The organism is Methylobacterium sp. Gmos3 (genome assembly GCF_056430985.1).
This window is the reverse complement of record NZ_JBWJYL010000001.1, coordinates 109,708-134,860: the sequence shown is the minus strand read 5'-3', so window position 1 is coordinate 134,860 and position 25,153 is coordinate 109,708. Positions and strand designations below refer to the sequence as shown.

Sequence of the window (25,153 nt, the reverse complement as noted above, 5' to 3'; positions counted from 1 at the left end):
GCCCTACACCTCCAGCAGCGCGCGCCGGCCGAGCGGCCGCGCGAAGAGTTCGGCGAGGTCGCCCGCCTGCTCGTAGCCCTGGACGGGGGTGAAGAGCAGTTCGATCGACCACTTGGTCGTCAGCCCTTCCGCCTCCAGCGGGTTGGCGAGGCCGAGGCCACAGACCGTCAGGTCGGGCCGGGCGGCGCGGCAGCGGTCCATCTGGTCGTCGAGGCTCTGGCCTTCGGTGACGCGGGTGCCCTCCGGCAGAAGCTCGATCTCGGCGGCGAGATGGGCGCGGTGCAGGTAGGGCGTACCGACCTCCACGAGAGTCGCGCCGACCTCCCGCGCCAGGAAGCGCGAGAGCGGCACTTCGAGCTGCGAATCGGGGAAGAAGAACACCCGCTTGCCGCCGAGCTTTTCGCGGTAAGGTGAGAGCGCGGTCTCGGCCCGCGCCCGGCCGGCGGCGGTGGCGGAATCGAAGGTCGATTGCGATACGCCGAACGCTTCCGCCGCAGCGGCGAGCCAGCCGGTGGTGCCCTCGGCGCCCAGCGGGAACGGGGCGGCCAGCCGCTTGGCGCCGCGCTCGTCGAGCGCCCGCGCCGTGCCGGTGAGGAAGGGTTGCGCCAGGAGGTAGCGGGTGTTCCGCCCGACCGCCGGCATCGCGTTGGCGTGCCGGGCCGGCAGGAAGCGCACATCCGCGATGCCCATCGCGGCGAAGAGGCGGAGGAACTGGTCCTCGACCACGTCGGCCAGCGCGCCGACCACGAGGAGCGAGGGGGCCGCTTCGGGCGATTCGGCGGGCAGATCCGGCACCAGAGCGGCGAGGCAGGCATCCTCGCCCTCGGTGAAGGTCGTCTCGATGCCCGAGCCCGAATAGTTCAGCACCTTCACCGACGAGAGCTTGGCCGAGAGGCGCTGCGCCGCCCGGCTGAGATCGAGCTTGATCACTTCGGACGGGCAGGAGCCCACAAGGAACAGGAGCTTGATGTCCGGCCGCCGCTCCACGAGGCGCGCGACCACCCGGTCCAGCTCCTCGTTGCAATCGGCCAGCCCGGCGAGGTCGCGCTCGTCGATGATGGCGGTGGCGAATCGCGGCTCGGCGAAGATCATCACGCCGGCCGCCGACTGGATCAGGTGGGCGCAGGTGCGCGAGCCGACGACGAGGAAGAAGGCGTCGCGGATCTTGCGGTGCAGCCAGACGATGCCGGTGAGGCCGCAGAAGACGGCGCGCTGGCCGTCCTCCCGGTGCAGGTCGATGCCGCCGCAGCCGGGCGTATGGGGGAGCGGCGCGTTCATGACATCGCCCCCGCCGGGTGCATGGCCGAACCGGTGCCCTGCAGCCGGGCGGCGCGCAGCTTCAGGACGAACTGCCCGGCATTGACGACGTAGGTGGCGTAGGCGGCCAGCGCGAGGAGCAGCAGGCCCCGTTCGCCTAGCGCCCCGGTCGTCAGGGCGGCGAGGTAGGCGGTGTGCAGGGCCAGCACCAGCATGCTGACCATGTCTTCCCAGTAGAAGGCCGGGGCGAACAGGTAGCGCCCGAACACGTCCTTCTCCCAGATCGAGCCCGTGATCATGATCGCGTAGAGGGCGAGCGTCTTGACGACGACGGAGGCCTGGGCGGCGGCGGCGCCCTCGCCCGTGGACAGGGTGCGCAGGACGAGGCCGAGGCTCACGAGGAAGATCGCGAATTGCAGGGGGGCGAGCACGCCCTGCACCAGCGTCCACGGCGAGGCATCCCGCCTCAGCCGCTCATCTGCCGTGTAGAGCGGAAGTGCCGGCCGGGTTCCGCGACCGAGGTCCTGCCGACCCATGGGTTCGCCCTCGCCTGCCAATCCGGTCCGTAACGCCGTCCCGGTTGGCCTCGAACCTATCTGCCCCCCGGAAAGTGTCAATCCCGCTTGACGGTTTATGGTCGTGACACTTTTCTGCGAGGTGTCCGCGTCAATCCGTTGCCAAAGTCTTTTTCCCGCGTAGGCTGTACCCGCCGAGGTTCGGCTGCCGGTCAATGCAGTAGGGAGTGTCCCTTTCAGCCGATGACCGGCCGATTATAGCGACAAGCCAAGTATGACGACGCGACCATAGGAGCGGGCCGTCAGAGCCCGCAGTGCCGGGAGGGATGCCGATGGACGATCTGGGGCACCTCTGTGACGACGGCTATTCGGGCCTGATTCTCGATCGCGAGCAGGGCGACGGCGACCGCGACGTGCTCGCGTGGCTCGTCGAGGCCGAGATTCTTCCACGGCTGATGCTTGCCCACAGCCGTCCGACGCGCAGGGCGCCGGTCGCGCCGCTGCACGACCCCGAGGCGCTGGCGGCGGTGCTGCTGCACCCCGATCCCTTCGATCTCGACACGGCGGTGGAGGCGCTGCTCGGCGCCGGCCTGTCCCTCGACAGCCTGCTTCTCGACATCCTCGCCCCGGCGGCGCGCCGCCTCGGCACGATGTGGGAAGAGGATACCTGCGACTTCCTGGCGGTGACGGAAGGGCTCGGCCGGCTCCAGGCGCTCACCCGGCGCCTGTGCGCGGGCATGGAGCGCTCGGCGGCCCCGTCCGGACGCAGTATCCTGTTGATGCCTTGCCCCGGCGAAACGCATGTCTACGGGCTGTCGATCCTTGCGAGCTTCTTCCGCGAATCGGGTTGGGAGGTGACGAACCTCGGCCATTCCGATGCCGACGCGGCCGATCTCCTGAGTTCCGGCTGGTACGACATGCTCGGCCTTTCGCTCTCCTGCGATGTCTGCGCCCCTGCGGTTCAGACGCTGATTCCGGCCCTTCGCAGGGCTTCCCGCAACCCTTCGCTGTTCGTGTTGGTTGGCGGATCGTATTTCGCGCGCACCGGAGCCGATCCGATCGCGTTCGGGGCCGATGCCTTCGCCCCGGATGCGTGGTCAGCGCCCGGTCTTGCGGAAGCCATGCTGGACAGACCGGCCGTGGCTTGCTGAAAGGTTAGACGAATCGACGCACTGCGACAGACATCCGTGACACCCCGACCACGCACCGCTCAGCCGGTCTCGAATGAGGCCCTGCCCAAGGTCGCCGCTCTCCTCGGCGGCAACGCGGCGGGGCTCGCCGTAACGGCTGCCTCCGACCTGTCGCTCATCGTCGATGCGGACGGGGTGATTCGCGGCGCTGCGGGCGCGGCGGATTTCGCCGAGGAGAAGATCGGCGGCTGGCTCGGCCGGCGTCTTGTCGACACCGTCACCGTCGAGAGCCGCACCAAGGTCGATGAATTGCTGCGCGATGCCGGCGCGGGGGAAATCACCCGCTGGCGGCAGGTGAACCACCCCTCGCCCACCGGCATCGACCTCCCGATTCGCTACACCGCCCTGCGCCCCGAGGCGGACGGGCCGATCCTCGTCCTCGGGCGCGACATGCGCACCGTCGCCGCCCTTCAGCGCCGCCTCGCCGACACGCAGCAGACGCTGGAGCGCGATTACGACCGGCTCCGCGCTGCCGAGACCCGCTACCGCCTGCTGTTCCAGATCTGTGGCGAGGCGGTGCTGGTGGTGGATTCGACGACCCGCCGGGTGATCGAGGCCAACCCTTCGGCCGCGCGGCTGCTCGGCCGGGCGGTGCGCCGGCTCGTCGGCGTCGATGTGGTCGAACTGTTCGATCCGGCGAGCCTGCGCACCCTCGAGGCGCAGCACGGATCGCTCCGCGCCACGGGTCAGGCGACCGACATCCGTGCCGCGCTGCTCCAGGGACGCGGCGAGGTGACGATCTCGGCCTCGCTGTTCCGCGGCGAGGGTGGGACCAGCGCGATCCTGCGCCTCATTCCCGACCAGGGCGCCGCCGAGCGCGCCCCGCAGGACACGTCCGGCACCTTGCCGACCCGCGCGCTGATCGAGGCGATGCCCGAGGGCTTCGTCATCACCGATTCGGGGCACCGGGTGGTCTGGGCCAACGCCGCCTTCCTCGAACTGGCGCAACTGGCCGCCGAGGGACAGGCGCGGGGCCGCCCGATCGAGGAATGGCTCGCCCGCGACGAGACCGAGGCGCGGACCCTTTTCGCGACCTTGCAGGACCACGGCTCCGTCCGCCGGTTCGCCACCGTGGTGCGCGGCGCCTATGGCGGGATGGAGGATGTGGAGGTCGCCGCCGTGGCATCGGCCGGCACGCCGGCCTGCATCGGCCTGTCGATTCGCGCCCTCCCGCCCCGCTCGGCGCTGAATGTCGGCACCCGCGCGGAGCCGCGCTCGGTGGAGCAGATGGCCGAACTGGTCGGTCGCGTCTCGATGAAGACCTTGGTGCGGGAGACCACCGATCTCATCGAGAAGCTGTGCATCGAGGCGGCTCTGCGGATCACCCGTGACAACCGCGCCTCGGCGGCCGAGATGCTGGGCCTGTCCCGGCAGGGGCTCTACGCCAAGATGCGCCGCTACGGCGTCGGCGACCTCGACCCCGGCGACGACGCGTGAGCAGTTGACGAATATTGAATCCGTTACTGCCGCGGTTCGCAGGCGCCGTTTCGGAATCGACGCCATATGACGCGGCCAGTGTCATTCTGACTTGACACCTCGCGGGGCTGGCATAGCCTCCCGCCATGGCCGCCACGCCCGCTCCCAGTGCCGTCGTCGAGCTTCTGAAGCCGCTTACGTGGTTCGCGCCGATGTGGGCTTTCGCCTGCGGCGTGGTCTCATCTGGCGTCCCCGCGCATGGCCAATGGCCGGTGATCGCGGCGGGGATCGTACTGGCGGGCCCGTTGGTCTGCGCCACGAGCCAGGCGGCGAACGATTGGTTCGACCGGCATGTCGACGCCATCAACGAGCCGAACCGGCCGATTCCGTCGGGCCGCATCCCCGGCCGCTGGGGTCTCTACCTCGCGATGGGCTGGACCGCCCTCTCCCTCGTCGTCGCGGCGGCACTCGGACCGTGGATCCTCGGCGCCGCCCTGTTCGGGCTGGTGCTGGCGTGGCTCTATTCCGCGCCGCCCCTGCGCCTGAAGGGCAATGGCTGGTGGGGCAACTCTGCGGTGGCGATCTGCTACGAGGGCCTGCCCTGGTTCACGGGCGCGGCGGTGATGGCCGCCGCCATGCCCGATTGGCGGGTGCTCCTCACCGCGCTGCTCTATTCCATCGGCGCGCACGGCATCATGACCCTCAACGACTTCAAGTCGGTGGAGGGGGATATCGCGACCGGCGTGCGCTCCCTGCCGGTGCAGCTCGGCCCGGCGCGGGCCGCGCGCTTCGCCTGCCTCGTCATGGCGCTGCCGCAGGTGGTGGTGATCGGCCTGCTCTTCGCCTGGGGGCGGCCGTGGCACGCCGCGATCATCGTCGCGCTGCTCGCCGGGCAGGCGGCGCTGATGGTCCGCTTCCTCGACGACCCGCGCGGCCGGGCGGCCTGGTACAACGGCACCGGCACGACCCTCTACGTGCTCGGGATGCTCGCCACCGCCTTCGCCCTGCGCCCGCTGGTGGGAGGCGCCTGATGGCCCGCGAGCCCGCGCAACTCTCCTGGCCGTCGATCCTGCGGCTCGGCCTCGTGCAGACCGCCCTCGGCGGCGTCGTGGTGCTGATGACCTCGACGCTGAACCGGGTAATGGTGGTGGAACTCGCCCTGCCGGCCCTGGTGCCGGGGCTGCTGGTGGCGATCCACTACGCCGTGCAGGTTCTGCGTCCCCGCTGGGGCTATGGCTCGGACCGGACGGGCCGGCGCACCCCGTGGATCCTCGGCGGCATGGCGACCCTCTGCCTCGGCGGCTTCGGGGCGGCCTGCGGGACGGCGCTGGCGCAGACGCATCTCGTCGCCGGCTTGGCGCTCGCCGCCCTCTCCTTCCTGCTTGTCGGCCTCGGCGTCGGGGCGGCGGGGACCTCGCTCCTCGTCCTGCTCGCGGGCGGCGTCGCCCCGGCGCGGCGCGGGGCGGCGGCGACCCTCGTCTGGGTGATGATGATCCTCGGCTTCGCGCTGACCGCGCCGCTTGCCGGGCATTTCCTCGAACCCTTCACGGTGATGCGCCTCGTGGCCGTCTCCGGCGGCGTGTCCCTCATCGCCTTCTGCGTCGCGGCCCTGGCCGTCACCGGCATCGAAGCGCGATTGCCGGCCGCGCGGCCGGAGGCCCCGGAGGCCAAGCCGCCCTTCATGCAGGTTCTGAGCAAGGTGCTGGCCGACCCCGTCGCCCGGCGCTTCACGATCTTCGTCTTCGTCTCCATGCTCGCCTACAGCGCGCAGGAACTCATCCTCGAACCCTATGCCGGGCTGGTCTTCGGCATGGGGCCAGGCGCCACGACGAAGCTCGCCGGGCTCCAGCATGGCGGCGTGCTCGTGGGGATGCTCCTCGTGGCGGCGGTGACGCTGCTGGCCAAGGGCACCGCCCTCGCCTCCCTGCGGCTCTGGATCGCCATCGGCTGCGGCGCCTCGGGCCTCGCCTTGTTCGCCATCGCGGCGGGCGGACCCTCCGGGCCGGACTTTCCGCTACGCGGCGCGGTCTTCGCCCTCGGCTTCGCAAACGGCATCTACGCGGTAGCGGCGATCGGCTCGATGATGGCACTGGCCGGAAGCGGCGGCGAGCGCGAGCGCGGCACCCGCATGGGCGTCTGGGGGGCGGCGCAGGGCGTCGCCTTCGGCAGCGGTGGGGTGCTCGGCACCTTCGCCGTCGATGTCATGCGCCTCGTCGTGGCCGATCCGGTCCATGCCTACGCCACCGTCTTCGTGGCTGAGGGCGTGCTGTTCCTCGTGGCGGTCGCGGTGGCGCTGCGCCTCGACGCGGCGCCCTCCTCCTTCCCGCTCAATCCGGCATTCGAGGCGAGGTGAGCCATGATCCAGCACGAACGAGCGGGCGAGACCTTCGATATCGTGGTGGTGGGCGGTGGGCCGGCGGGGGCGACGACGGCCCACGACCTCGCCGCAGGGGGGCGCTCGGTGCTGCTCCTCGACAAGCCGGGCCGGATCAAGCCCTGCGGCGGCGCGATCCCGCCCCGGCTGATCCGTGACTTCGCGATCCCCGACCATCTCCTCGTCGCCCGCATCCGCGCCGCGCGCATGATCGCGCCGAGCGGCAAGGAGGTGGAAATGCCGGTCGGCGACGGCTTCGTCGGCATGGTCGACCGCAAGGATTTCGACCCCTGGTTGCGCGAGCGTGCGGCGCAGGCCGGCGCCGACTTGCGCGAGGCCACGTTCGAGCGCATCGCGCGGTCCGACGACGGCCCCGCCGTCATCCACTTCACCACCGGCAAGGGCGAGAGCCTGAAGCACCACAGCGTGCGTGCCAAACTGGTGATCGGCGCGGACGGGGCCACCTCGCCGGTCGGTCGCGCCGAGGTGCCGGGCCACGACAAGATGCGGCAGGTCTTCGCCTATCACGAGATCGTCCGCGTGCCCCGCGCCGGAGAGGCGGGCGAGGCGGCCATCGGCCCGACCCGCTGCGACGTGTTCTACCAAGGGCGGCACTCGCCGGACTTCTATTCGTGGATCTTCCCCCACGGCGAGACCGCGAGCATCGGCACGGGCAGCGCCCGCAAGGGCTTCTCGCTCCGCTCCTCGATCCGCGCCCTTCGTGAGGCGACTGGCCTCGCCGAGGCTGAGACGGTGCGGCGCGAGGGGGCACCCCTGCCCCTGAAACCCCTGAAGCGCTGGGACAACGGACGCGACGTGCTCCTCGCGGGGGACGCGGCGGGTGTCGTGGCGCCGGCCTCCGGCGAGGGCATCTATTACGCCATGCTCGGCGGGCGCCTCGCGGCCGAGGCGGCCGAAGCCTTTCTCGCCAGCGGCGACGCCAAGGCGCTCGGCCTCGCCCGCCGCCGCTTCATGAAGCAGCACGGACGGGTCTTCCTGATCCTCGGCATCATGCAGTGGGTCTGGTACCGCAGCGACGGGTTGCGCGAGCGCTTCGTCTCGATCTGCCGCGACAAGGACGTGCAGCAGCTCACCTGGGATTCCTACATGAACAAGGAATTGGTCCGGGCGAAGCCGGCGGCCCATGTCCGCATCTTCTTCAAGGACCTTGCCCACCTGTTCCGCTGGGTCTCGCCGTGAACGCCCTTGCGCAGGCGGATTGGAGGACGGCCCTCGTCGCCGCCGTCTGCGCCGTGCTGGTGGCCGTGGCCGGCGGCGTCGCGACGCGTACGGACGCTTGGTACAAGAGGCTGCGCGTGCCGGCCTGGAAGCCGCCGGATTGGGCCTTCGGGCCGATCTGGGCGACGATCTTCGCCATGACGGCGGCATCCGGCGTCCTCGCCTGGGGCGCCGATCCGGCCGCCCGACCCGTGATCGCCACCGTCTTCGCCATCAACAGCGTGCTCAACATCGCCTGGAGCGTGCTGTTCTTCCGCATGCGCCGGCCCGATTGGGCGCTGGTCGAGGTCGCGATGCTGTGGCTCTCGATCCTCGTGCTGATGCTCGCCGTGGGGCGCACGAGCCTCACCGCCGCGCTCCTGAATCTCCCCTATCTCGCCTGGGTCAGCGTCGCGGCCTGCCTCAACCTGCGCATCGTGCAATTGAACCCGCGCCGGAGCCTCGTGTGATGGAGGGGCTGTTCGCCTCCGGCCGGATCATCGACCTCATCCTCGTCGGCGTAGCGGCCGAGGCGGTGTTGCTCGTCTTCCTCTGCCGGGGGGCGGCCCGCTTCGCCCCCTTCGGCGCCACCATCGCCGCCGGGGCCGCGCTGATGCTCGCCCTGCGTGCCGCCCTCACCGGATCGGCCTGGCCGGTCGTCGCTTGCTGGATGCTCGCTGGGCTCGTGGCCCACGTCGCCGACCTGATCCTGCGCCGGAAGAGCCTGCGCCCTGCGGCATCCCCGCACGGCGCTCCACAAAAGGACGCTTGGCCGCAGGTTCGCGGCTAGCGCGGCAGGAACAACAGTTTCCGACCCCGCGTTCACGCGCGGCAACCGTTTTGAATTCTTCTGAAGTCCTCGCCCTGGAGGTGCAGGCCATGCAGCGCAGCTTCGTCCTTGCGTCCGGCCTGCTCGCCGGCACCATCCTCGGGGCGCCCGCCTGGGCGCAGGACAGCCAGGATCCGGTCGAGCGGGGCAAGTATCTCGTGACGATGGGCGATTGCGCCGCCTGCCACACGGCGCCCGGCGGCAAGTACCTCGCCGGCAACTACGCCCTGAACATGCCCTTCGGCGTCATCATGACCCCGAACCTGACCCCCGATAAGGAAACCGGCCTCGGCGACTACTCCTACGAGGATTTCGACAAGTCCTTCCGGCAGGGCTACAGCAAGCACGTCGGCTACCTCTACCCGGCCTTCCCCTTCGGCTGGTTCACGAAGGTCACCGACGAGGACACGAAGGCGATCTGGGCCTACCTGCAGTCGATTCCGGCGGTGAACGAGAAGCGGCAGGAAAGCCAGATCCCATTCCCGTTCAGCGTCCGCACCGCCCTGGTGACGTGGCGTACGGCGTTCTTCACCGAGAAGCGCTTCGAGCCCGATCCGAATGCCAGCGCCGAGGTCAACCGCGGCGCCTACCTCGTGGAGGGTCTCGGCCACTGCGCCATGTGCCACAACGAGAACAAGCTCGTCGGCAATTCGAGCTTCGCCGGGCGGTTCGGTGGCGGCGTGATCGACGGCTGGTACGCCCCGAACATCACTCCCGACGGACACCAGGGCATCGGCGCCTGGACCGACGAGCAGGTCGTGACCTACCTCAAGACCGGCACCGCCCCCGGCGACCGGCCGGGCGTCGCCGCTGGCCCGATGCGCCAGACCATCATGGAATCCCTCTCCAAGGTGAAGGAGGAGGATCTGAAGGCGATGGTCGCCTACCTGCGGACGGTGCCCGCCAAGCAGACCTACAAGGCCAAGGACCTCGCCGCCTTCGACACGAAGGACGCCCCCGGCGCCTCGACCTACCTGACCTATTGCTCCTCCTGCCACCAGCCGGACGGCAAGGGCATCGAGGGCGCCGTGCCCGCGCTCGCCGGCAACACCTCCGTGCAATCCCATGGGCCGGAGACCGTGCTGCGGGTGATCTATGGTGGCCTCGCCGCCCAGAGCGGCCTCGCCCCGATGGTCGCCATCGGCCAGCAGATGACCGATGTCGAGGTGAAGAACGTCACCGATTACGTCCGCAACGCCTGGGGCAACAAGGCGCCGGTCCTGTCCGGCTCCGAGGCCTCCGACGCGCGTGCCGCGACGAAGACCATGCTGGCGGGCACCGCGCCCTGCGCCGAGATCGAGCAGGACAAGCTCAAGGCGGCCTTCGACAAGCTGAATATCCAGGACAGCCTGAAGGGCCTGAAGCAGCAGGACTTCGTGCCGACGCTCGCCCGGCTGACGCCACAGATCAAGGCCGAGCAGACCGGCGCGACCGACGACGACATCGTCAACGGCCTCACCACCGCGTTCTGCAAGGTCGGCCGCGACGATCCGCAATACGCCAATCCGAGCTGGCCGGCGGTGATCGGGACGTTCTCGAACGTCTCATACAGCCAGGTGAAGAACCCGGAGAAGCAGGCCGCGAACGTCCCCGCCGCCATCCCGGGCGCAACCACGCCGCCGAAATGAGGCTGCGGTCGCTCTCTTCTCGTCATTCCGGGGCCGCGTAGCGGAGCCCGGAATCCAGACGCACGACGCTCCCTGCTGGAGCTGGCGCGGTTCTGGATTCCGGGCTCTCGCTTTGCGAGCCCCGGAATGACAAAGCGGGCTAATGGCCAGTCCAGCCCGCAAGCGTCATGTAGAGATCGGACCAATCCGGGTTGAACTCTTCAATCAGCCGAATCTTCCAGTCACGACGCCACTTTTTCAGCACCTTCTCGCGATCAATCGCGTCGGTGATCTTGTCATAGAACTCGTACCAGACGAGGCGGGTCACACCGTATCGGGTAGTAAAACTCCCAGTTCGGCCGCTCTTGTGTTCATAGACCCTGCGGGCGAGATCGTTCGTGACACCGACGTAGAGCGTCCCGTGGCGGCGGCTCGCCAACATATAGATCGCATGAGGCATCGCGGCTCGCAACCTTTCCGGCGGAACCGTCACCGCTCCGCTTCGTTACCGCGGCGCAACCGCCCTCACCTCTCACGGAGTTCCCGTGTCCAGCCTCATCCGGATTCTGCTCGCGATCTTTTTCCCGCCCATCGCCGTACTGGTCACGACGGGCTTCGGCATTCAGTTCCTGCTGAACATCGTGCTCTGGATTCTGGGCTGGCTGCCCGGCACGGTTCACGCCCTGTGGCTCATGAACCGCGACCGGCCGCTCCTTTGAGATCGCGCCCTTAGGGCTTCGCGTCCGCCTTCGCGACGGCTTGGCGATGGGCCGGCTTGGCCGGCTCCGGCTTCTTCGCCTCGACCTTCTTCTCTTCGATCTTCTTGCCTTCGACCGTCTTGGCCTCGGCCTTGTGCTCCCCATGCTCCTTGCTCGCATGGGCCGGCTTGGCGGCGGCCGGCTTCGAGACCGGCGGCTCGATATGCGCCGCGACCTTGATCGGCTCCACCGTCGCCGCATCGGTGGCGGGGGTGACGACCGGCGCGGGCTTGTCCTTCGCGAACAGCGAGCCGAGCAGCTTTCGGTAGCCGTCCGAATCGTCGTCCGCGTCCGCCACGGCGATACGGGCAGGCTTCTCCGGCGCGACGGCCGGCTCCTCGGGGCGAGACGCCATCAGCGTGGTCGGCGCAGGCTTCACCGGACCCTTCGCCTTGTCCGCAGGCTTGAGAGCCACGGCCTTCGGCGTGGTCGAGGCCGTGGTGGTCGGCCCCGCGGCGGAGGCGAGCATCACCGGCCGGCCCTTCACGTCGATCTCGACTTCCTCCGGCCCGGCGGCCAGGGTCTCCGGCCGGCTCACCTCTCCGAGGTTGTGGCGGCCGTATTCCTTGGCGTCGTAGGGTAGGACCGTTTCGGTGCCGCCGAGGCTCGCGAAGGTGGTCGGGTTGTTCTGCGGGCGGAAGACTGGGTTCTGGCCGCCGTCCTGATAGGCCACCCGCACCGCAGGCGTGCCCTTGGCGACGAGTTCGGCGATCTCGCGCTCGTCCTCGGCGCGCTTCTCCGCGACCAGGGGATCGACCTTCGGCTTGCACGAGCCGGCCGCGACGTCCGCCCCGCCGAACACGTAGCGGGTGCCGCAGGCGCCGATCTTCGGCTCCTCGCGCAGGGCCTCGAAATAATCCGAGCCTTCCTTGAGGTTCCGCCAGAACGGGGCGTTCGGGTCGTTCCTGAACTTGGCCATGTTCTTGGCCGTCATCCGGAACGGGTAGGACTGGAATTGGAAGCTGCGCTGGCCGCCGATGAAGGCCTCGCGGGCGATGGCGTAGATCTCGGCGATCGAGGCGTCCGTCATCGCGAAGCAGCCCGCCGACGAGCAGGTGCCGTGCACCATCAGGTAGCGGCCGGAGCGCCCGTTCGCCCGGTCCACGGCGTTCGGGAAGCCAGTGTCGAAGGACAGATAGTACGAGGAGTTCGGGTTCATCAGGCCCGGGGTGATCGTGTAGAAGCCCTCGGGCGTCTGGCGATCCCCTTCCCGGGTCTTCGGGCCGAGCTGGCCGGACCAGCGGCAGATCGGGAAGGTCTTGAGCAGGGCGTATTTGCCGTCCGCGCCCTTCTTCCAAACCTCCATCTCCGCTTCCTTCTTGTAGGCGCGGATCAGGATCGGGTCGGATTGCTGCATCCCCTTGGTCTGCATCAGAGCCAAGGTTTGCGGAGCGATGGGGGCAATGCTGCGGGCCGTGGGACCGTAAATCCCGCTGCCGTCCTGGCAGGCGCCGAGCAGAAGGGCGGTCAAGGCTGCGGCCGCCAGCATCCTCGCAAGTGCGGGACGCGCCGTCATGGGGAACCTCGTCCTCGAACTCTCGCCCGGAGGCCGTTGGCATCGGCCGGCTTCAGGCGTCACTCCCCAACCGTCTACCGTCGTTAAGCTTGCGCCTTCGTTACCGCAATGGCGCCGTTGCAACACGCCGCCGCGATCTGTGGATCACGTCAGGCGCTCGGGACGGCATTCGGCTTCCACGCGGAGGATGCCGACGAGCGCCGCGTCGTCGGCCGGATTGGCGAGGCGCAGGCCGACCGGTTCGGTGGGGCTGTTGATCGTCAGGCAGCGCAGGCTTTGGGACACATCGACAGCCTCGATCACTTCGACCCGCGCGTGGCCGGGCATGAGCTGTACGAAGGTCAGGTGGTTGGTGCTCGCCCGCCGGCCGAGCAGCGCATCGATCTCCTCCACCACCGGGCGGGGGGTGTAGAGGTGCGTCATCATCCACAGGCGGTTGCGTGTGCCGGGCGTGTCGAGGGCCACGCGCATCCGGCGCACGCCCTCGGTCAGGAAGGCGTAATCGGTCGGGTCGGCGGCCGGATCGTGGTGGTTGAACACGCAGTCGAGGCCATGCCGCGCGCGGTAGAGGCGGTGGCGCCCCTTCCAGATGCCCTCGCCCCGGCGTTCGGAGACGGGAATGCTCTCCAATTCGCGGCGGTCGGTCAGCGCGGCGAAATCGTCCTCAAGGCAATCCCGCACCATCCCCGGCATGGTGAAGATCCAGTCGAACGGACCGGACCACGCGCGCAGGTCCAGTGTCTTGAGGACATGCGCCATCTGGCAATTGCAGCCGAGGGAGATCGTGTTGAACGCCCCCGGCTCGCGGGTGTCGCGGCGGGCGAAACGGCGGCCGAGACGGCCGAGCGCGCCGCGCAGCCCGGCCGCTGCCGTCACAGGCGCCTTCCGATTTCGAGGAACTTGTCGGCCCGGCGGTTCCGGATCGTGGCGGCGTCAAGCCCGTCGAACATCGCGAGCGACTCCGCGATGGCCTGCCCGGCGGCCTGCACCGCGCCCTCCCGGTCCCGGTGCGCGCCGCCCACCGCCTCGGGAACGATGGCATCGATGACGCCGAGCCGCAGCAGGTCCTGCGCGGTGATCTTCATGGCGGTGGCGGCTTCGTGCGCCCGGCCGCCGTCGCGCCACAGGATCGAGGCCGCGCCCTCCGGCGAGATCACGCCGTAGATCGCGTGTTCCAGCATCAGCACCCGGTTGGCGGTGGCGAGCGCGATGGCACCGCCCGAGCCGCCCTCCCCGATCACCAGCGCGACGTTGGGCACCGACAGGCCGAGGCAGGCCTCGGTCGAGCGGGCGATGGCCTCGGCCTGCCCGCGCTCCTCGGCCTCGATGCCGGGATAGGCGCCGGCCGTGTCCACGAAGGCGATGACCGGCAGGCCGAACCGGTCGGCGGTCTCCATCAGGCGCACCGCCTTGCGGTAGCCCTCGGGGCGGGCCATCCCGAAATTGTGGCGCAGGCGCGCCTCGGTGGTGGCGCCCTTCTCCTGGCCCAGCACGCAGACCGGGCGGCCGTTGAACCGGCCGAAGCCGCCGACGATGGCCTCGTCCTCGCCGAAGGCGCGGTCGCCCGCGAGCGGGGTGAATTCAGTGATGAGCCCGGCGCAATAATCGACGAAGTGCGGGCGCTGCGGGTGGCGGGCCACCTGCGTCTTCTGCCAGGGCGTGAGCGCGGCGTAGATCTCTGCGAGGGCCTGCCGGGCCTTCGCCTCCAGCCGGCCGACCTCCTCGCTGATCGCGACGGCACCGTCCTGGCTACCCACGGCGCGCAGTTCTTCGAGCTTCGCTTCGAGCTCGGCCACCGGCTTCTCGAAGTCGAGATAGGAGCGCGTTACCGCCATGGAGTTCCGTAACCGAGTCGTGGGGTGTCGCACGCCCGGTAGGGAGCCCGGCCGCGGCCGGCGCGAGGTGTTGGCGCAAAGCCCCCCGCTGTCAACCTCTGCCGTCCGTCGGCGGTTCAGGCGGCCTGGGCCACGACCCGGTTCCGGCCCCCGGCCTTCGCCTCGTACAGGCCCTCATCCGCCCGCCGGAGCATATCGCCCGGCGAGGCATCGTCGGCGCAACGGATGGCGACGCCGATCGAGACGGTGACGGGCAGGCTGCGCGTGTCGCGCTGGATCGCGAAGGGCACCGCCTGGATGCGCTCGCGGATGCGCTCGGCGATGGCATGGGCCTCGGCGAGGCCGGAATCCGGCAGGATCACCACGATCTCCTCGCCGCCGTAGCGAGCCACGATGTCGATCGGCCGGGTGTGCTGGCGCACGCGCTCGGCGAAGGCGCGCAGCACCTCGTCGCCGGCCTCGTGGCCGTAGGTGTCGTTGATCGCCTTGAAGCGGTCGATGTCGAGGATGAGCGCGGCGAGCGGCCGAAGGCGCATCGCCTCCTCGGAGAACAGGACGCCGAGGTGGTTGTCGAGGTAGCGGCGGTTGTGCAGGCCGGTGAGCCCGTCCGTCACGGCCATCTGCAGCGACGCCTGCATGGCGCCGCGCAGCACGTCGGAATAGCGCTTGCGGCGCACCTGGGTCCGGGCGCGGGCCAGAAGCTCGTTCCGGTCCACCGGGCGCATCAGGTAATCGTGCACGCCGAAATCGAGACCGCGGACGATCCGCGCGCGGTCATGCGCCTCCGCGACCATGATGAGCGGCATACCCCGCGTCCGATCCAGCGATCGGAGCTGGCTGCACAGGCGCAGCCCGTCATGGTCCTGAAGGTCGAGGCTCACCAGAGTGAGATCGAAATCACCCTCGGCGGCCACCTGGATGGCGAGATGCGGATCGGCCTCGACGGTCACGCGATGGTGCTGGCTCAGCGCCATCGCCATCCGCTCGGCGGCGCCGGGCCGGTCCTCAACGAGGAGGATGCGGGCGTCGAGCCCGGTCTCGGCGGCGGCGGTGATGAGAGGGTCGCCCATCCCGAAGGCGCGGGAGGCGAGCGCGCGCTGGCGCAGCTCATCCGTGACGGCCTTCAGGCGCACGAGGCTGCGCACGCGCGTGAACAGCGCGGTGTCGTCGACGGGCTTGGTCAGGAAGTCGTCCGCGCCCGCGTCGAGGCCCTTGAGCCGGTCGGAGGGCTGGTCGAGGGCGGTGACCATCACCACCGGAATATGGGCGGTGACGGGATTGCTCTTCAGGCGGCGGCACACCTCGAATCCGTCCATGCCCGGCATCATCACGTCAAGCAGGACGATGTCGCACAGGCCCTTTTCGCAGATCGCGATGGCATCGGGGCCGTTCATCGCCGCGAGCGTGTCGAAATATTCGAGGCCGAGCTTCGTTTCGAGCAGTTTGACGTTCGGGAATAGATCATCGACGATCAGGACGCGGGCCGACATGCTACCTCGCTTGCGTCGCTCGCCGTCGCCATCCTCAGGCGCGACTCAAGATCTCGCGACGAGGGAGACGGCCCTGCGCCGCGTCATTTGGGTTCAAGATACGCGCGAACCGTTGCCAAAAACTTCGCGACCGAGATGGGCTTGGACAAATAGGCCTCGCAACCGCCTTCGCGGATGCGCTCCTCGTCACCCTTCATGGCGAAAGCAGTGATGGCGATGATCGGAATCGACTTCAGATCGTCGTCTTCCTTCAGCCACTTCGTGACCTCCAGGCCGGACACCTCCGGCAGCTGGATATCCATGAGGATCAGGTCGGGATGATGGGCGCGGGCGAGCTCGATCGCCTCGATGCCGTTGGCGGTCTTCAGGGTCGCGTAGCCGTTCGCCTCGAGGAGGTCGTTGAACAGCTTCATGTTCAGTTCGTTGTCCTCGACGATGAGCACCGTCTTCGACATGGTTCCTTGCCTCGGTCAGAGCCGATCATGATTAAGGACCCATCAGCCCCATTGCGTCGGTTTTAAGGGTTACATGTTGACGAAAGGCAAACCGCATCAAGCGGATGACTCGACGGAAAGCCTCGCCCTCGATGTTCTTCTGTGGATCCTTGGGGATGAAGACCGCCTTTTTCCCTTTCTCGCCTCGACCGGGCTTGATCTGGAGGCTGTCCGGGCCGGTGCCAAGGATCCCGCCTTCCTCGCGGGCGTGCTCGACCATGTCGCGGGGGACGAGCCGGTGCTGCTCGCCTGCGCCCGCGCCCTGGAGATCAAGCCGGAACGGATCATCGCCGCCTGGCAGAAGCTCTCGCCCCGGCCTGACGACGAATGGGCCTGACGCCGACGGAGTCCGGCCCTGCGGTTAAGGCGTGCAGCCCTTGCCCGTGGCCTTCGGCGCCGACGTGTCGAGGTCGAGGGTGGTCATCGTGCCGGCCAGCACGAACTCGCCGTAATCGAGCTTGATCCGCCCGCTGACGCCGTTCTCGTAGAGGTCGAAGCTCAGCGTATAGATCGGCGTGCGCTCGCCCGCGCCCTCGGTGTAGTAGGTCAGCTTCACCGGCCAGCGCTTCACCGAGGCGATGGGGCCGGTCTGAAGCGGCTTTTCCAGGTCCGTGCCGGCGACCGCCTCATGGCCGATCACCGCGAAGGTGTCGTAGACTTTCCGGCCGTCATCCGAGCCGTCGTAAACCTTCACCGAGAGCGTGGTCTGCCCGGCGCGGGCCACCTCCACCAGCTTGCGCATGTGGGCGCTGGGGAACAGCACCGGACCCGCGACCGTGACAGGCTTGCCCTTGCCCTTCAGCTTCACCGTCAGGCCGTTGTCGTCCTCGGTCGCCATGCCGTCGACGGGAGCGGAATTGTCGCCGTCCGAGATCGTGGTGGTCTTGAAGCGAAACTCGCGCGCGTCCCCGCTCTCGAAGGTGGTGCTGCGCAGGTCCGAGACGCGGGTCCCGGTCTCGCTGGAGGTCAGCTCCGTGACCTGACGGGTCTGCATCGTGTAGCCCCGGCAGGCATCGCCCCGGAAATCGATGACGATGCGCCCGCGCGCCGACTCGACGGAGCGGGTGCTCGAGCTGCCGGTGAGGGCGAGATCGTAGACCGCTCGGTGATTGGCCAGGATGACGGGCGCTGGCGCCTGGGCGGGCGCCTCTTTCGGCTCCGGCGTGGCGGGGGCTGCGAGCGCGGGGCTCGCAAGAACCAGAAGGCCGGCAAGGAGGCGTCGGGGCAGAGCGGCCATCGGAATCCAGGGTTTCACGGCCGACGCGAGATAGACAGCCCTGGGTCGCAGGACAATCCCCGCCGCCCGGCATGATCGCGGGGCGGCGGGGTCGAGCCTCACTCGGTGGGCGTGTCGTCGGAGGACGGGGCGCTGCCTTCGCCGGCCTCGGCCGTCGCGCTTTCGAAGCGCGGACGACGGCGGCGGCGGGCCTTCGGCGCGGGCGCCTCGTCGGCGGCAGCCTCGGTGGCCGGCGGCGGCTCGACGGGCTCCGGCGTGGCGGCGGGAGCGGCCGGACGAGCGGGGGCCATCAGGAAGGCCGGCAGGGCTGCCGCCTCCTCGGTGACGGCGGCCGGCTCCTCGCGGCGGCGCTCACGGCGGGGCGTCCCCTCCGGGCGCTGGAACTCGCCGCGCGGCGTTTCGGGGCGGAACTCGCGTCGCTCCTGACGGTCCTGCCGCTCAGGACGGTCCTGCCGTTCGGGACGGTCTTGGCGCTCTTGGCGCTCGGGACGGTCCTGGCGGAACTCCTGGCCCTCGTTGCGCTGGTAATCCTGGCGCGGACGATCCTGGCGGTCCTGCCGGCCATTCTCCTGCTGGCCGCGGAACTCCTGGCGCGGATAATCTTGGCGGTCCTGCCGCCCGTAATCCTGCCGGTTGTTGTCTTGCCGATTGTCCTGCCGCTGACGGTCCCGGCCGTAATCCTGGCGGTCCTGCCGGCCGTTGTCCTGCCGCCCGTTGTCCTGGCGCGGCTGGCCGTCGAAGCGGCGCTGGTCGCGGTTCTGGAAACGGTCGCGGTTCTGGCGTCCGTTGTCCTGGTAATCCTGGCGGCCTTCGTAGGGCTGAGGCTGGTGACCGGGGTCGCCGTACTCGTCCTGGCCGTAGCCCTGGCCGTTATAGGCATGCCCGTTCGGCTGGCCGCCCTGCTGGCCCTGAGCCTCCTCTTCGCCCTCTTCCATGTCCTCGTCGAAGGCACGGGCGGCATAGCCGCCGGCGACGGGGCGGCTCGGCTCCTGCGCACCGGAGATGATGCGGAAGTAATGCTCGCCGTGCTGGAAGTAATTCTCGGCCGCAACCGGGTCGCCGGCCGCCAGCGCATCGCGCGCGAGCTGGGCGTACTTGTCGGCGATATGCTGAGCGGTACCGCGGATCTTGACGTCGGGGCCGTTCGATTCGTACGAGCGCGTGAGCGGATTGGGACCCTTGGGGCGATTGCGCCCGCGCATCCGTCGATTCTGGTTCGGTCTCATCGGTCTTCAGTGACCCTCAGTTCACGCCAGACAAGTCTAAAGGGACGTCCGGGATCGCGCACAGCTGCGGTGCGGCGTCCCGACCCGTACTGCCCGAAAGCAGCCGTGCAACACCTCGCACGAACCTCAACGATCGCCTGAACCACCCCTCGCGTCGCAGGCCGAGGCATCGGCGCGGACCACAAGCCGGTTGTCAGATTCGAGCGGTACCGGACCGGCGCGCGAGCCTCGCGTACACCATCTTCCGGATCTTGAGGGGGTCGGCGAACTACGTGGCGGCCGTGGTCTCCACCGACCCTATCGCGGTTCGTCTTAACGAAACGTTCGCGATCTTCAAGCGGACTCTACCGTCTTCTGCGCGCTGCAACAAGCTTTTTTCGGTTTGCGGCTCCTCGCGGGCGCTACGCTGGCTGCGGGCGACGGCTCGACTTGTATTCGATGGCTCGATCTGGGAGCCCACGCGGCCAAATTCAATGCACGAAGCTGAGAGCACGGTCGAGTCCGGCGAGATCCTGAAACAATCCCGCAACGTGAAGCCCGCTGGCCACGCCGATTGCTCGGACGGACTCGGCCTGATCGTATCCGATCTCGAGGATCGCGGGCGCGCCGGGCTTCAGGATGTCGCCCTGCCCGAGGGCGCCGAGGATGCCGCGATAGGCATCGAGCCCGTCCGCTCCGCCGTCGAGGGCGGCGCGGGGATCGTGCTCCGCCACCTCCCGGTCGAGCCCGGCGATGATGGCGGCGGCGATGTAGGGCGGGTTCGAGACCACGAGGTCGAAAGGTCCGCGCAGGGCGGCGCACCAATCCCCCCGGACGAGATGCGCCCGGCCGCCGACCCCGTTCACCACCGCGTTGGCGCGGGCGATGCGCAGGGCCGCCTCCGAGCGGTCGAGGCCGAAGCCGGTGGCGTTCGGCAACTCGCTGAGCAACGCCACGAGGATGCAGCCCGAGCCGGTGCCGAGATCGAGAACGCGGAGCGGCGCGTGCCGGTCGGGCAAGGCGGCGAGCGCCGCCTCCACGACGGTCTCGGTGTCCGGGCGCGGCACCAGGGTGTCCGGTCCAAGGGTGAAGGGCAGGCCCCAGAACTCCCAGGCGCCGAGGATGCGCGCCACCGGCTCCCCGGCCACACGCCGCGCCAATGCTTCCGACAGGCGAGGCGCCTCCCCGCCGATGGGGCGGTGGCCGTCGAGGGCGAGATCGCGGGTGGACAGGCCGAGCAGGCCGAGCACGAGGAAGCGCGCATCCCCCTCGGCCTGCGCGATGCCGGCGGCGGCGAGGACGGCGCCCGCCCGGCGGATCGCGTCGCGCAGGGACAGGGAGGCGTCGAGGCCGCCCTCCCCGCTCACGCCATGCCCTCGGCGGCGAGCAGTTCCGCCTGGTGCTCGGCGATGAGCGCGTCCACCACCTCGTCCAGGGCGGTGCCGGCCATCACCTCTTCGAGCTTGTAGAGGGTGAGGTTGATGCGGTGGTCCGTCACCCGCCCTTGCGGGAAATTGTAGGTGCGGATCCGCTCAGAGCGATCACCGGAGCCGACCTGCGCCTTGCGGTCGGCGGCGCGGGCGGAATCCTTGGCGGTGCGCTCGGCGTCGTAGAGCTTCGCGCGCAGGAGCGACATCGCCCGCGCCCGGTTCTTGTGCTGCGAGCGCTCCTCCTGGACGAAGACCACGATCCCCGTCGGCAGGTGGGTGATGCGGATCGCCGATTCCGTCTTGTTGACGTGCTGGCCGCCCGCGCCCTGGGCACGCATCGTGTCGATCTTCAGGTCGGCGTCGTTGACGACGATGTCGACATCCTCGGCCTCCGGCAGCACCGCGACGGTGGCGGCGGAGGTGTGGATGCGGCCTTGCGTTTCCGTGTCGGGCACGCGCTGCACCCGGTGGGCGCCGCTCTCGAACTTCATCCGGGCGAACACGCCCCTGCCCTTCACCTCGGCGATCACCTCGCGGTAGCCGCCGACCGTGCCCTCGCTCTCCGAGACCACCTCGACCCGCCAGCCCTTCGTCTCCGCGTATTTGGCGTACATGCGGAACAGGTCGCCGGCGAACAGGGCGGCTTCATCGCCGCCGGTCCCGGCGCGGATTTCGAGGATGGCGCTCTTCTCGTCCGCCGCATCCTTCGGGAGCAGCATCAGTTGCAGGGCGCGGTGGGCGGCCTCAAGCGCCTCCTCGGCCGGCGGCTTCTCCTCGGCGGCGAAGGCGCGCATCTCCGGGTCGGTGCCGGCCTCGTCGATCATCGCCTCGATGCCCCGCAGGTTATCGAGGGCGGAGCGGTACTCGCGGATCGCCGCGACCACGGGATCGAGATCCGACAATTCGCGCGAGAGCTGCACGACCATCTCGGCCTCGCCCTCGCCGGAGGCGAGCTGCGCGGTGACGAGGTCGTGCCTAACGAGGATGGCGTCGAGGCGTTCGGGGGGGAAAGGTATCATCGCCCGTTATTCTGTGGGGACGTCGGTGTGTCGGCCCGGTTCCGCGAGGGGGTACAACCCCGGCGGAAGGTTTCGCAAGGTGGCAGCGGGCGTCGCTAGATCGGGACGCCGTTGTCGCGGGCGTAGGCGGTGAGCAGCGGGCGCAGGGTCTGGCCGTCGTGCATCGTCGTCATCTCGGCCTCGATCAGCCGGGCGACCTCCCCCGCGTCGAGGCTGAGCACCATCGCCTTCAGGGGGCCGATGGCGGCGGGCGACATCGACAGGTTGCGGAAGCCGAGCCCGATCAGCGCCATCGCGTCGAGGGGGCGCCCGCCGATCTCGCCGCACACCGTCACCGGGCAGCCGGCCGCGTTGGCCCGCTCCGCGATCAGGCGGAAGGCGCGCAGGGCCGCCACTGAGAGCGGATCGAACCGGTCGGCCACGCGCCGGTTCTCGCGGTCCACCGCGAACAGGAACTGCATCAGGTCGTTGGAGCCGACCGAGAGGAAATCCGCCTCGCGGGCGATCTCGTCGATCTGGAACAGGAGCGAGGGCACCTCGACCATCGCCCCCAATTCGCAGGGCTGCGGCAGCCTGTAGCCGTGCCGGGCGAGGTGGGCCTTCTCCCGCTCGACGATCTCCCGCGCCTGCACGAACTCGTGCACGGTCGCCACCATCGGGAACATGATCTTCAGGGGCCGCCCCTCGGCCGCCTTCAGGAGGGCGCGCAGCTGCATCCGCAGGAGCGCGGGCCGGTCGAGGCCAATGCGGATCGCCCGCCAGCCCAAAGCCGGGTTCTCCTCCTCCAGCTTGGCCATGTAGGGCAGGATCTTGTCGCCGCCGATATCGAGGGTGCGCACCGTCACCGGCCGCCCGCCCGAGGCCGCGAAGGCCTGGGAATAGAGCGCCTGCTGCTCCGCCGCCGAGGGCATCCGCTGGGCGACCATGAACTGCAACTCGGTGCGGAACAGGCCGACGCCCTCCGCGCCCGTCTCCTCCAGATGGCTGAAGTCGATGAGCAGTCCGGCATTGAGGTTGAGGCCGACCTTCACCCCGTCGCGGGTGATGGCGGGCACGTCCCGCAGGGCACGGTACTGTTCCTGCCGCCGGGCGCGCAGGCGCACCATCTCGGCGTAGGAGGATTCGATCTCCGGCCCCGGCCGGACATGGACCTCCCCCGCGACGCCGTCCACGATGATCGCGTCGCCGGATTCGCACAGCGCCGTGGCGTTCTCGACCTCGCCCACGGCGGGGATGCCGAGCGCCCGCGCCACGATGGCGACGTGGCTCGTCGGGCCGCCCTCCTCCAGCACGATGCCCCGGAGCGTCCCCGCATCGTAATCGAGGAGCGCCGCCGGCCCCATGGTGCGGGCGACGAGGATCGCGTTCTCCGGCAACGGCGCCGTGCCGGCCGCGCCGGGGCCGATCAGCGCCCGCAGGAGGCGGTTGGCGAGGTCGTCGAGGTCATGCAGGCGCTCGCGCAGGTAGGGGTCGGACTGGCGCAGCATCCGCGCCCGGTTGTCCGACTGCACCCGCTCCACGGCGGCCTCGGCGGTGAGGCCCGAGGCGACGGCCTCGCGCATCCGCCGCAGCCAGCCCTGGTCGTGGGCGAACATCCGCACGGTTTCCAGGACCTCGCGGGACTCGGCGGTGCCGATCCGGTCGCCCCGCTCCACGAGAGCATCGATGGCCGAGCGCACGCCCTCAATGGCCGCATCGAGACGGGCGACCTCGCGGTCGACGTTCTCGGCGATGAGGGTCTTCACCACGAGGCGCGGCTCGTGCAGCACCACGTGGCCGAGGCCGATCCCGTCCGAGAGGGCGACGCCCCGCGCCATGACCGGGCGGCGGTTGGCTGTGCTCGCCTGCGAGCCGAGCCCCTCCAGCTCGCCCGAGGCGATCATCTCCGAGAGCACCATCGCGGTGGTCTGGAGCGCCTCGATCTCCTCCTCGGAATAGACGCGATAGGTCTTGTTCTGGACGGTCAGCACGCCGAGCGTGTGGCCCGCCCTTAGGAGGGGCACGCCGAGGAAGGCGTGGTAGATCTCTTCCCCCGTCTCCGGCCGGTAGGAGAAGGCCGGGTGCTTCTGCGCGTCCGACAGGGCGAGGGGTTCGGCGGTGGAGGCGATGAGGCCGACGAGGCCCTCGTCGGCACGCAGCCGCGTGAGATGCACCGCCTCGCGGTTCAGGCCCTCGGTGGCGAAGAGTTCGAGGATGTTGTCGTCGCGCAGCACGTAGACCGAGCAGACCTCGGCCACCACGTTCGCGGCGATCAGCACGACGATCCGGTCGAGACGCGCCTGCGGGCTCACCGGCTCCGCCATCGCTTCGCGGAGGCGGCGCAGCAGAAGGCGCGGGCCTCCGAGCGCAGCGGGCATCGTATCGTCGTTCCAGCGTCGGCGGGCGGCCGTGGCGTCGGCCCCCTGCAACCTTGGCGCCAATCGCCCCGGGACGGCAATCCGTCCCGGGGCGTTTAGTTCATCAAAGCACGGCTTATCAAAGGCCGGCGGCCCCCGCGCCTCAGGCTCGGTCGAGCCCGTAGAGCGAATGGAGCGTGCGCACCGCAAGCTCTGTGTAGGCGGCGTCGATCAGGACCGAGAACTTGATCTCGGAGGTGGTGATCGCGCGGATGTTGATCCCCTTGGCCGCGAGCGCCCGGAACGCCTTGGCGGCGACGCCGGCATGGCTGCGCATCCCGACGCCGATGGCCGAGACCTTCACCACATCCGTGGCGCCCTCGATCTGCGCATAGCCGATATGCTCGCGGGCCTGATCGAGGATGGCGCGGGCGCGCTCGTACTCGGCGGAGGGCACCGTGAACGTCATGTCGGTGGTCGACTGGTCGCCCGAGACCGTCTGGATGATCATGTCGACGTTGATGTTGGCATCGGCTAGCGGCCCGAAGATCGCGGCGGCGACGCCGGGGCTGTCCTTGACGCGGCGCAGGGTGATCTGCGCCTCGTCCCGGGAAAACGCGATCCCGGTGATGATCTGCTGTTCCACGATGTCGTCCTCGTCGCAGATGAGGGTACCCGGGCGCGCGGCGTCCGGCGGGTCGAAGGAGGAACGGACGGTGGTCGGCACCCGGTGCACCATCGCGAGCTCGACGGAGCGCACCTGCAGCACCTTGGCGCCGAGCGAGGCCATCTCCAGCATTTCCTCGAAGGTCACGCGCTCCATGCGCCTGGCCTTCGGCACGACGCGGGGGTCGGTCGTGTAGACGCCGTCCACGTCGGTATAGATGTCGCAGCGCTCGGCACCGATGGCCGCCGCGATCGCCACGGCCGAGGTGTCCGAGCCGCCGCGCCCGAGGGTCGTCACCCGGCCGCTCTCGGGATGGATGCCCTGGAAGCCGGCGATCACCGCGACCTCGCCCCGGGCAAAGCCGGCGTCGAGGTTGGCCGAGGGAATGTCGGCGATGCGCGCGGAGCCGTGCGCGTCCGAGGTCAGGACCGGGATCTGCCAGCCCTGCCAGGAACGGGCCGCGATGCCTTCCTTCCGCAGGGCGATGGCCAGAAGACCGGCGGTCACAAGTTCGCCAGAGGCGACGACGGCGTCGTACTCGGCGGTGTCGTAGAGCGAATTCGCGTCCTTCACCCAATCGACCAGCTCGTTGGTCTTGCCGGACATCGCCGAGACGATGACGGCGACCTCGTAGCCGGCCGCGACCTCGCGGGCGACATGGCGCGCGACGTTGCGGATGCGCTCGACGTTGGCGACGGACGTACCGCCGAACTTCATTACCAGACGGGGCATTCTTCGAACGTTTCCAAGCCCGTGCAGC

General features: G+C 69.6%; 24 protein-coding genes. 10 read left to right on the top strand and 14 right to left on the bottom strand.

The genetic code is table 11. The annotated features are described in order from the left end of the window. Positions 1-3: 3 nt before the first annotated feature. A complete protein-coding gene (locus ACS5Q7_RS00695; protein WP_478337514.1) occupies positions 4-1,278 on the bottom strand; it encodes a ferredoxin:protochlorophyllide reductase (ATP-dependent) subunit N in 1,275 nt (424 codons plus the stop codon). Next, the gene (gene bchF, locus ACS5Q7_RS00690) at positions 1,275-1,793 is read right to left on the bottom strand and encodes a 2-vinyl bacteriochlorophyllide hydratase (protein WP_478337513.1); all 519 of its coding nucleotides are present in this window, start codon (positions 1,791-1,793) and stop codon (positions 1,275-1,277) included. Before bchF ends, ACS5Q7_RS00695 begins: the two co-directional genes overlap by 4 nt. A gap of 311 nt (positions 1,794-2,104) precedes the next feature. On the opposite strand from bchF, the gene ACS5Q7_RS00685 reads away from it, so the two are divergent. From ACS5Q7_RS00685 to ACS5Q7_RS00650, 8 genes are all read left to right on the top strand, one after another. Continuing rightward, on the top strand, positions 2,105-2,923 hold the full coding sequence (locus tag ACS5Q7_RS00685; RefSeq protein ID WP_478337512.1) for a cobalamin B12-binding domain-containing protein: 819 nt from the start codon (positions 2,105-2,107) through the stop codon (positions 2,921-2,923). 36 nt (positions 2,924-2,959) lie between these two features. After that, positions 2,960-4,399, top strand: coding sequence for a transcriptional regulator PpsR (gene ppsR / locus ACS5Q7_RS00680; RefSeq protein ID WP_478337511.1), 1,440 nt, complete (start codon positions 2,960-2,962; stop codon positions 4,397-4,399). Positions 4,400-4,524: 125 nt separating this feature from the next. Next, the gene (gene chlG, locus ACS5Q7_RS00675; RefSeq protein WP_478337510.1) at positions 4,525-5,409 is read left to right on the top strand and encodes a chlorophyll synthase ChlG; all 885 of its coding nucleotides are present in this window, start codon (positions 4,525-4,527) and stop codon (positions 5,407-5,409) included. Further along, complete coding sequence (locus ACS5Q7_RS00670) at positions 5,409-6,731, top strand: BCD family MFS transporter (protein ID WP_478337509.1); 1,323 nt, start codon at positions 5,409-5,411, stop codon at positions 6,729-6,731. The genes chlG and ACS5Q7_RS00670 overlap by 1 nt, the downstream gene beginning before the upstream one ends. Positions 6,732-6,734: 3 nt before the next feature. Beyond that, positions 6,735-7,952: a geranylgeranyl diphosphate reductase gene (locus ACS5Q7_RS00665; protein WP_478337508.1), complete on the top strand. Its 1,218-nt coding sequence runs from the start codon at positions 6,735-6,737 to the stop codon at positions 7,950-7,952. Then, on the top strand, positions 7,949-8,440 hold the full coding sequence (locus ACS5Q7_RS00660) for a TspO/MBR family protein (protein ID WP_478337507.1): 492 nt from the start codon (positions 7,949-7,951) through the stop codon (positions 8,438-8,440). The genes ACS5Q7_RS00665 and ACS5Q7_RS00660 overlap by 4 nt, the downstream gene beginning before the upstream one ends. Next, complete coding sequence (locus ACS5Q7_RS00655) at positions 8,440-8,760, top strand: hypothetical protein (protein ID WP_478337506.1); 321 nt, start codon at positions 8,440-8,442, stop codon at positions 8,758-8,760. Before ACS5Q7_RS00660 ends, ACS5Q7_RS00655 begins: the two co-directional genes overlap by 1 nt. An 89-nt stretch (positions 8,761-8,849) precedes the next feature. After that, complete coding sequence (locus ACS5Q7_RS00650; RefSeq protein WP_478337999.1) at positions 8,850-10,427, top strand: cytochrome c; 1,578 nt, start codon at positions 8,850-8,852, stop codon at positions 10,425-10,427. Positions 10,428-10,566: 139 nt separating this feature from the next. Here ACS5Q7_RS00650 and ACS5Q7_RS00645 read toward each other — a convergent pair whose 3' ends face one another. Continuing rightward, the gene (locus tag ACS5Q7_RS00645) at positions 10,567-10,866 is read right to left on the bottom strand and encodes a GIY-YIG nuclease family protein (protein WP_478337998.1); all 300 of its coding nucleotides are present in this window, start codon (positions 10,864-10,866) and stop codon (positions 10,567-10,569) included. Positions 10,867-10,951: 85 nt separating this feature from the next. Between ACS5Q7_RS00645 and ACS5Q7_RS00640 the strand changes: the two genes are divergently transcribed. Next, entirely contained in the window at positions 10,952-11,125 is a 174-nt protein-coding gene (locus ACS5Q7_RS00640; protein ID WP_243953360.1) for a YqaE/Pmp3 family membrane protein, read from the top strand. 10 nt (positions 11,126-11,135) lie between these two features. On the opposite strand, the gene ACS5Q7_RS00635 is transcribed toward ACS5Q7_RS00640, so the two are convergent. The 5 genes from ACS5Q7_RS00635 to ACS5Q7_RS00615 all read right to left on the bottom strand — a co-directional run bounded on the left by ACS5Q7_RS00635 (position 11,136) and on the right by ACS5Q7_RS00615 (position 16,460). After that, positions 11,136-12,680 (bottom strand): L,D-transpeptidase family protein, encoded by a 1,545-nt coding sequence (locus ACS5Q7_RS00635; RefSeq protein WP_478337505.1) that lies wholly within the window; start codon positions 12,678-12,680, stop codon positions 11,136-11,138. Between the two features lie 144 nt (positions 12,681-12,824). Next, the gene (locus tag ACS5Q7_RS00630; RefSeq protein ID WP_478337504.1) at positions 12,825-13,556 is read right to left on the bottom strand and encodes a DUF1796 family putative cysteine peptidase; all 732 of its coding nucleotides are present in this window, start codon (positions 13,554-13,556) and stop codon (positions 12,825-12,827) included. Continuing rightward, positions 13,553-14,515: an acetyl-CoA carboxylase carboxyltransferase subunit alpha gene (locus ACS5Q7_RS00625; RefSeq protein WP_478337503.1), complete on the bottom strand. Its 963-nt coding sequence runs from the start codon at positions 14,513-14,515 to the stop codon at positions 13,553-13,555. Before ACS5Q7_RS00625 ends, ACS5Q7_RS00630 begins: the two co-directional genes overlap by 4 nt. A 116-nt stretch (positions 14,516-14,631) precedes the next feature. Then, a complete protein-coding gene (locus ACS5Q7_RS00620; protein ID WP_478337502.1) occupies positions 14,632-16,005 on the bottom strand; it encodes a PleD family two-component system response regulator in 1,374 nt (457 codons plus the stop codon). Positions 16,006-16,088: 83 nt separating this feature from the next. Beyond that, positions 16,089-16,460 (bottom strand): response regulator, encoded by a 372-nt coding sequence (locus ACS5Q7_RS00615; RefSeq protein ID WP_243930743.1) that lies wholly within the window; start codon positions 16,458-16,460, stop codon positions 16,089-16,091. Positions 16,461-16,533: 73 nt separating this feature from the next. Here ACS5Q7_RS00615 and ACS5Q7_RS00610 point away from each other — a divergent pair, with 73 nt between their 5' ends. Continuing rightward, positions 16,534-16,836, top strand: coding sequence for a DUF3572 domain-containing protein (locus ACS5Q7_RS00610; protein WP_478337501.1), 303 nt, complete (start codon positions 16,534-16,536; stop codon positions 16,834-16,836). Between the two features lie 24 nt (positions 16,837-16,860). On the opposite strand, the gene ACS5Q7_RS00605 is transcribed toward ACS5Q7_RS00610, so the two are convergent. The 6 genes from ACS5Q7_RS00605 to ACS5Q7_RS00580 form a co-directional block, all read right to left on the bottom strand. After that, entirely contained in the window at positions 16,861-17,736 is an 876-nt protein-coding gene (locus ACS5Q7_RS00605; RefSeq protein ID WP_478337500.1) for a cell envelope integrity EipB family protein, read from the bottom strand. 98 nt (positions 17,737-17,834) lie between these two features. Beyond that, a complete protein-coding gene (locus ACS5Q7_RS00600; protein ID WP_478337499.1) occupies positions 17,835-18,938 on the bottom strand; it encodes a DUF4167 domain-containing protein in 1,104 nt (367 codons plus the stop codon). Positions 18,939-19,432: 494 nt separating this feature from the next. Next, positions 19,433-20,308 (bottom strand): peptide chain release factor N(5)-glutamine methyltransferase, encoded by an 876-nt coding sequence (gene prmC / locus ACS5Q7_RS00595; RefSeq protein WP_478337498.1) that lies wholly within the window; start codon positions 20,306-20,308, stop codon positions 19,433-19,435. Beyond that, a complete protein-coding gene (prfA, locus tag ACS5Q7_RS00590) occupies positions 20,305-21,390 on the bottom strand; it encodes a peptide chain release factor 1 (protein ID WP_478337497.1) in 1,086 nt (361 codons plus the stop codon). The genes prmC and prfA overlap by 4 nt, the downstream gene beginning before the upstream one ends. Positions 21,391-21,485: 95 nt before the next feature. Then, positions 21,486-23,747, bottom strand: coding sequence for a phosphoenolpyruvate--protein phosphotransferase (gene ptsP, locus ACS5Q7_RS00585; RefSeq protein ID WP_478337496.1), 2,262 nt, complete (start codon positions 23,745-23,747; stop codon positions 21,486-21,488). Positions 23,748-23,889: 142 nt separating this feature from the next. After that, entirely contained in the window at positions 23,890-25,125 is a 1,236-nt protein-coding gene (locus ACS5Q7_RS00580) for an aspartate kinase (RefSeq protein WP_478337495.1), read from the bottom strand. Positions 25,126-25,153: the final 28 nt, after the last annotated feature.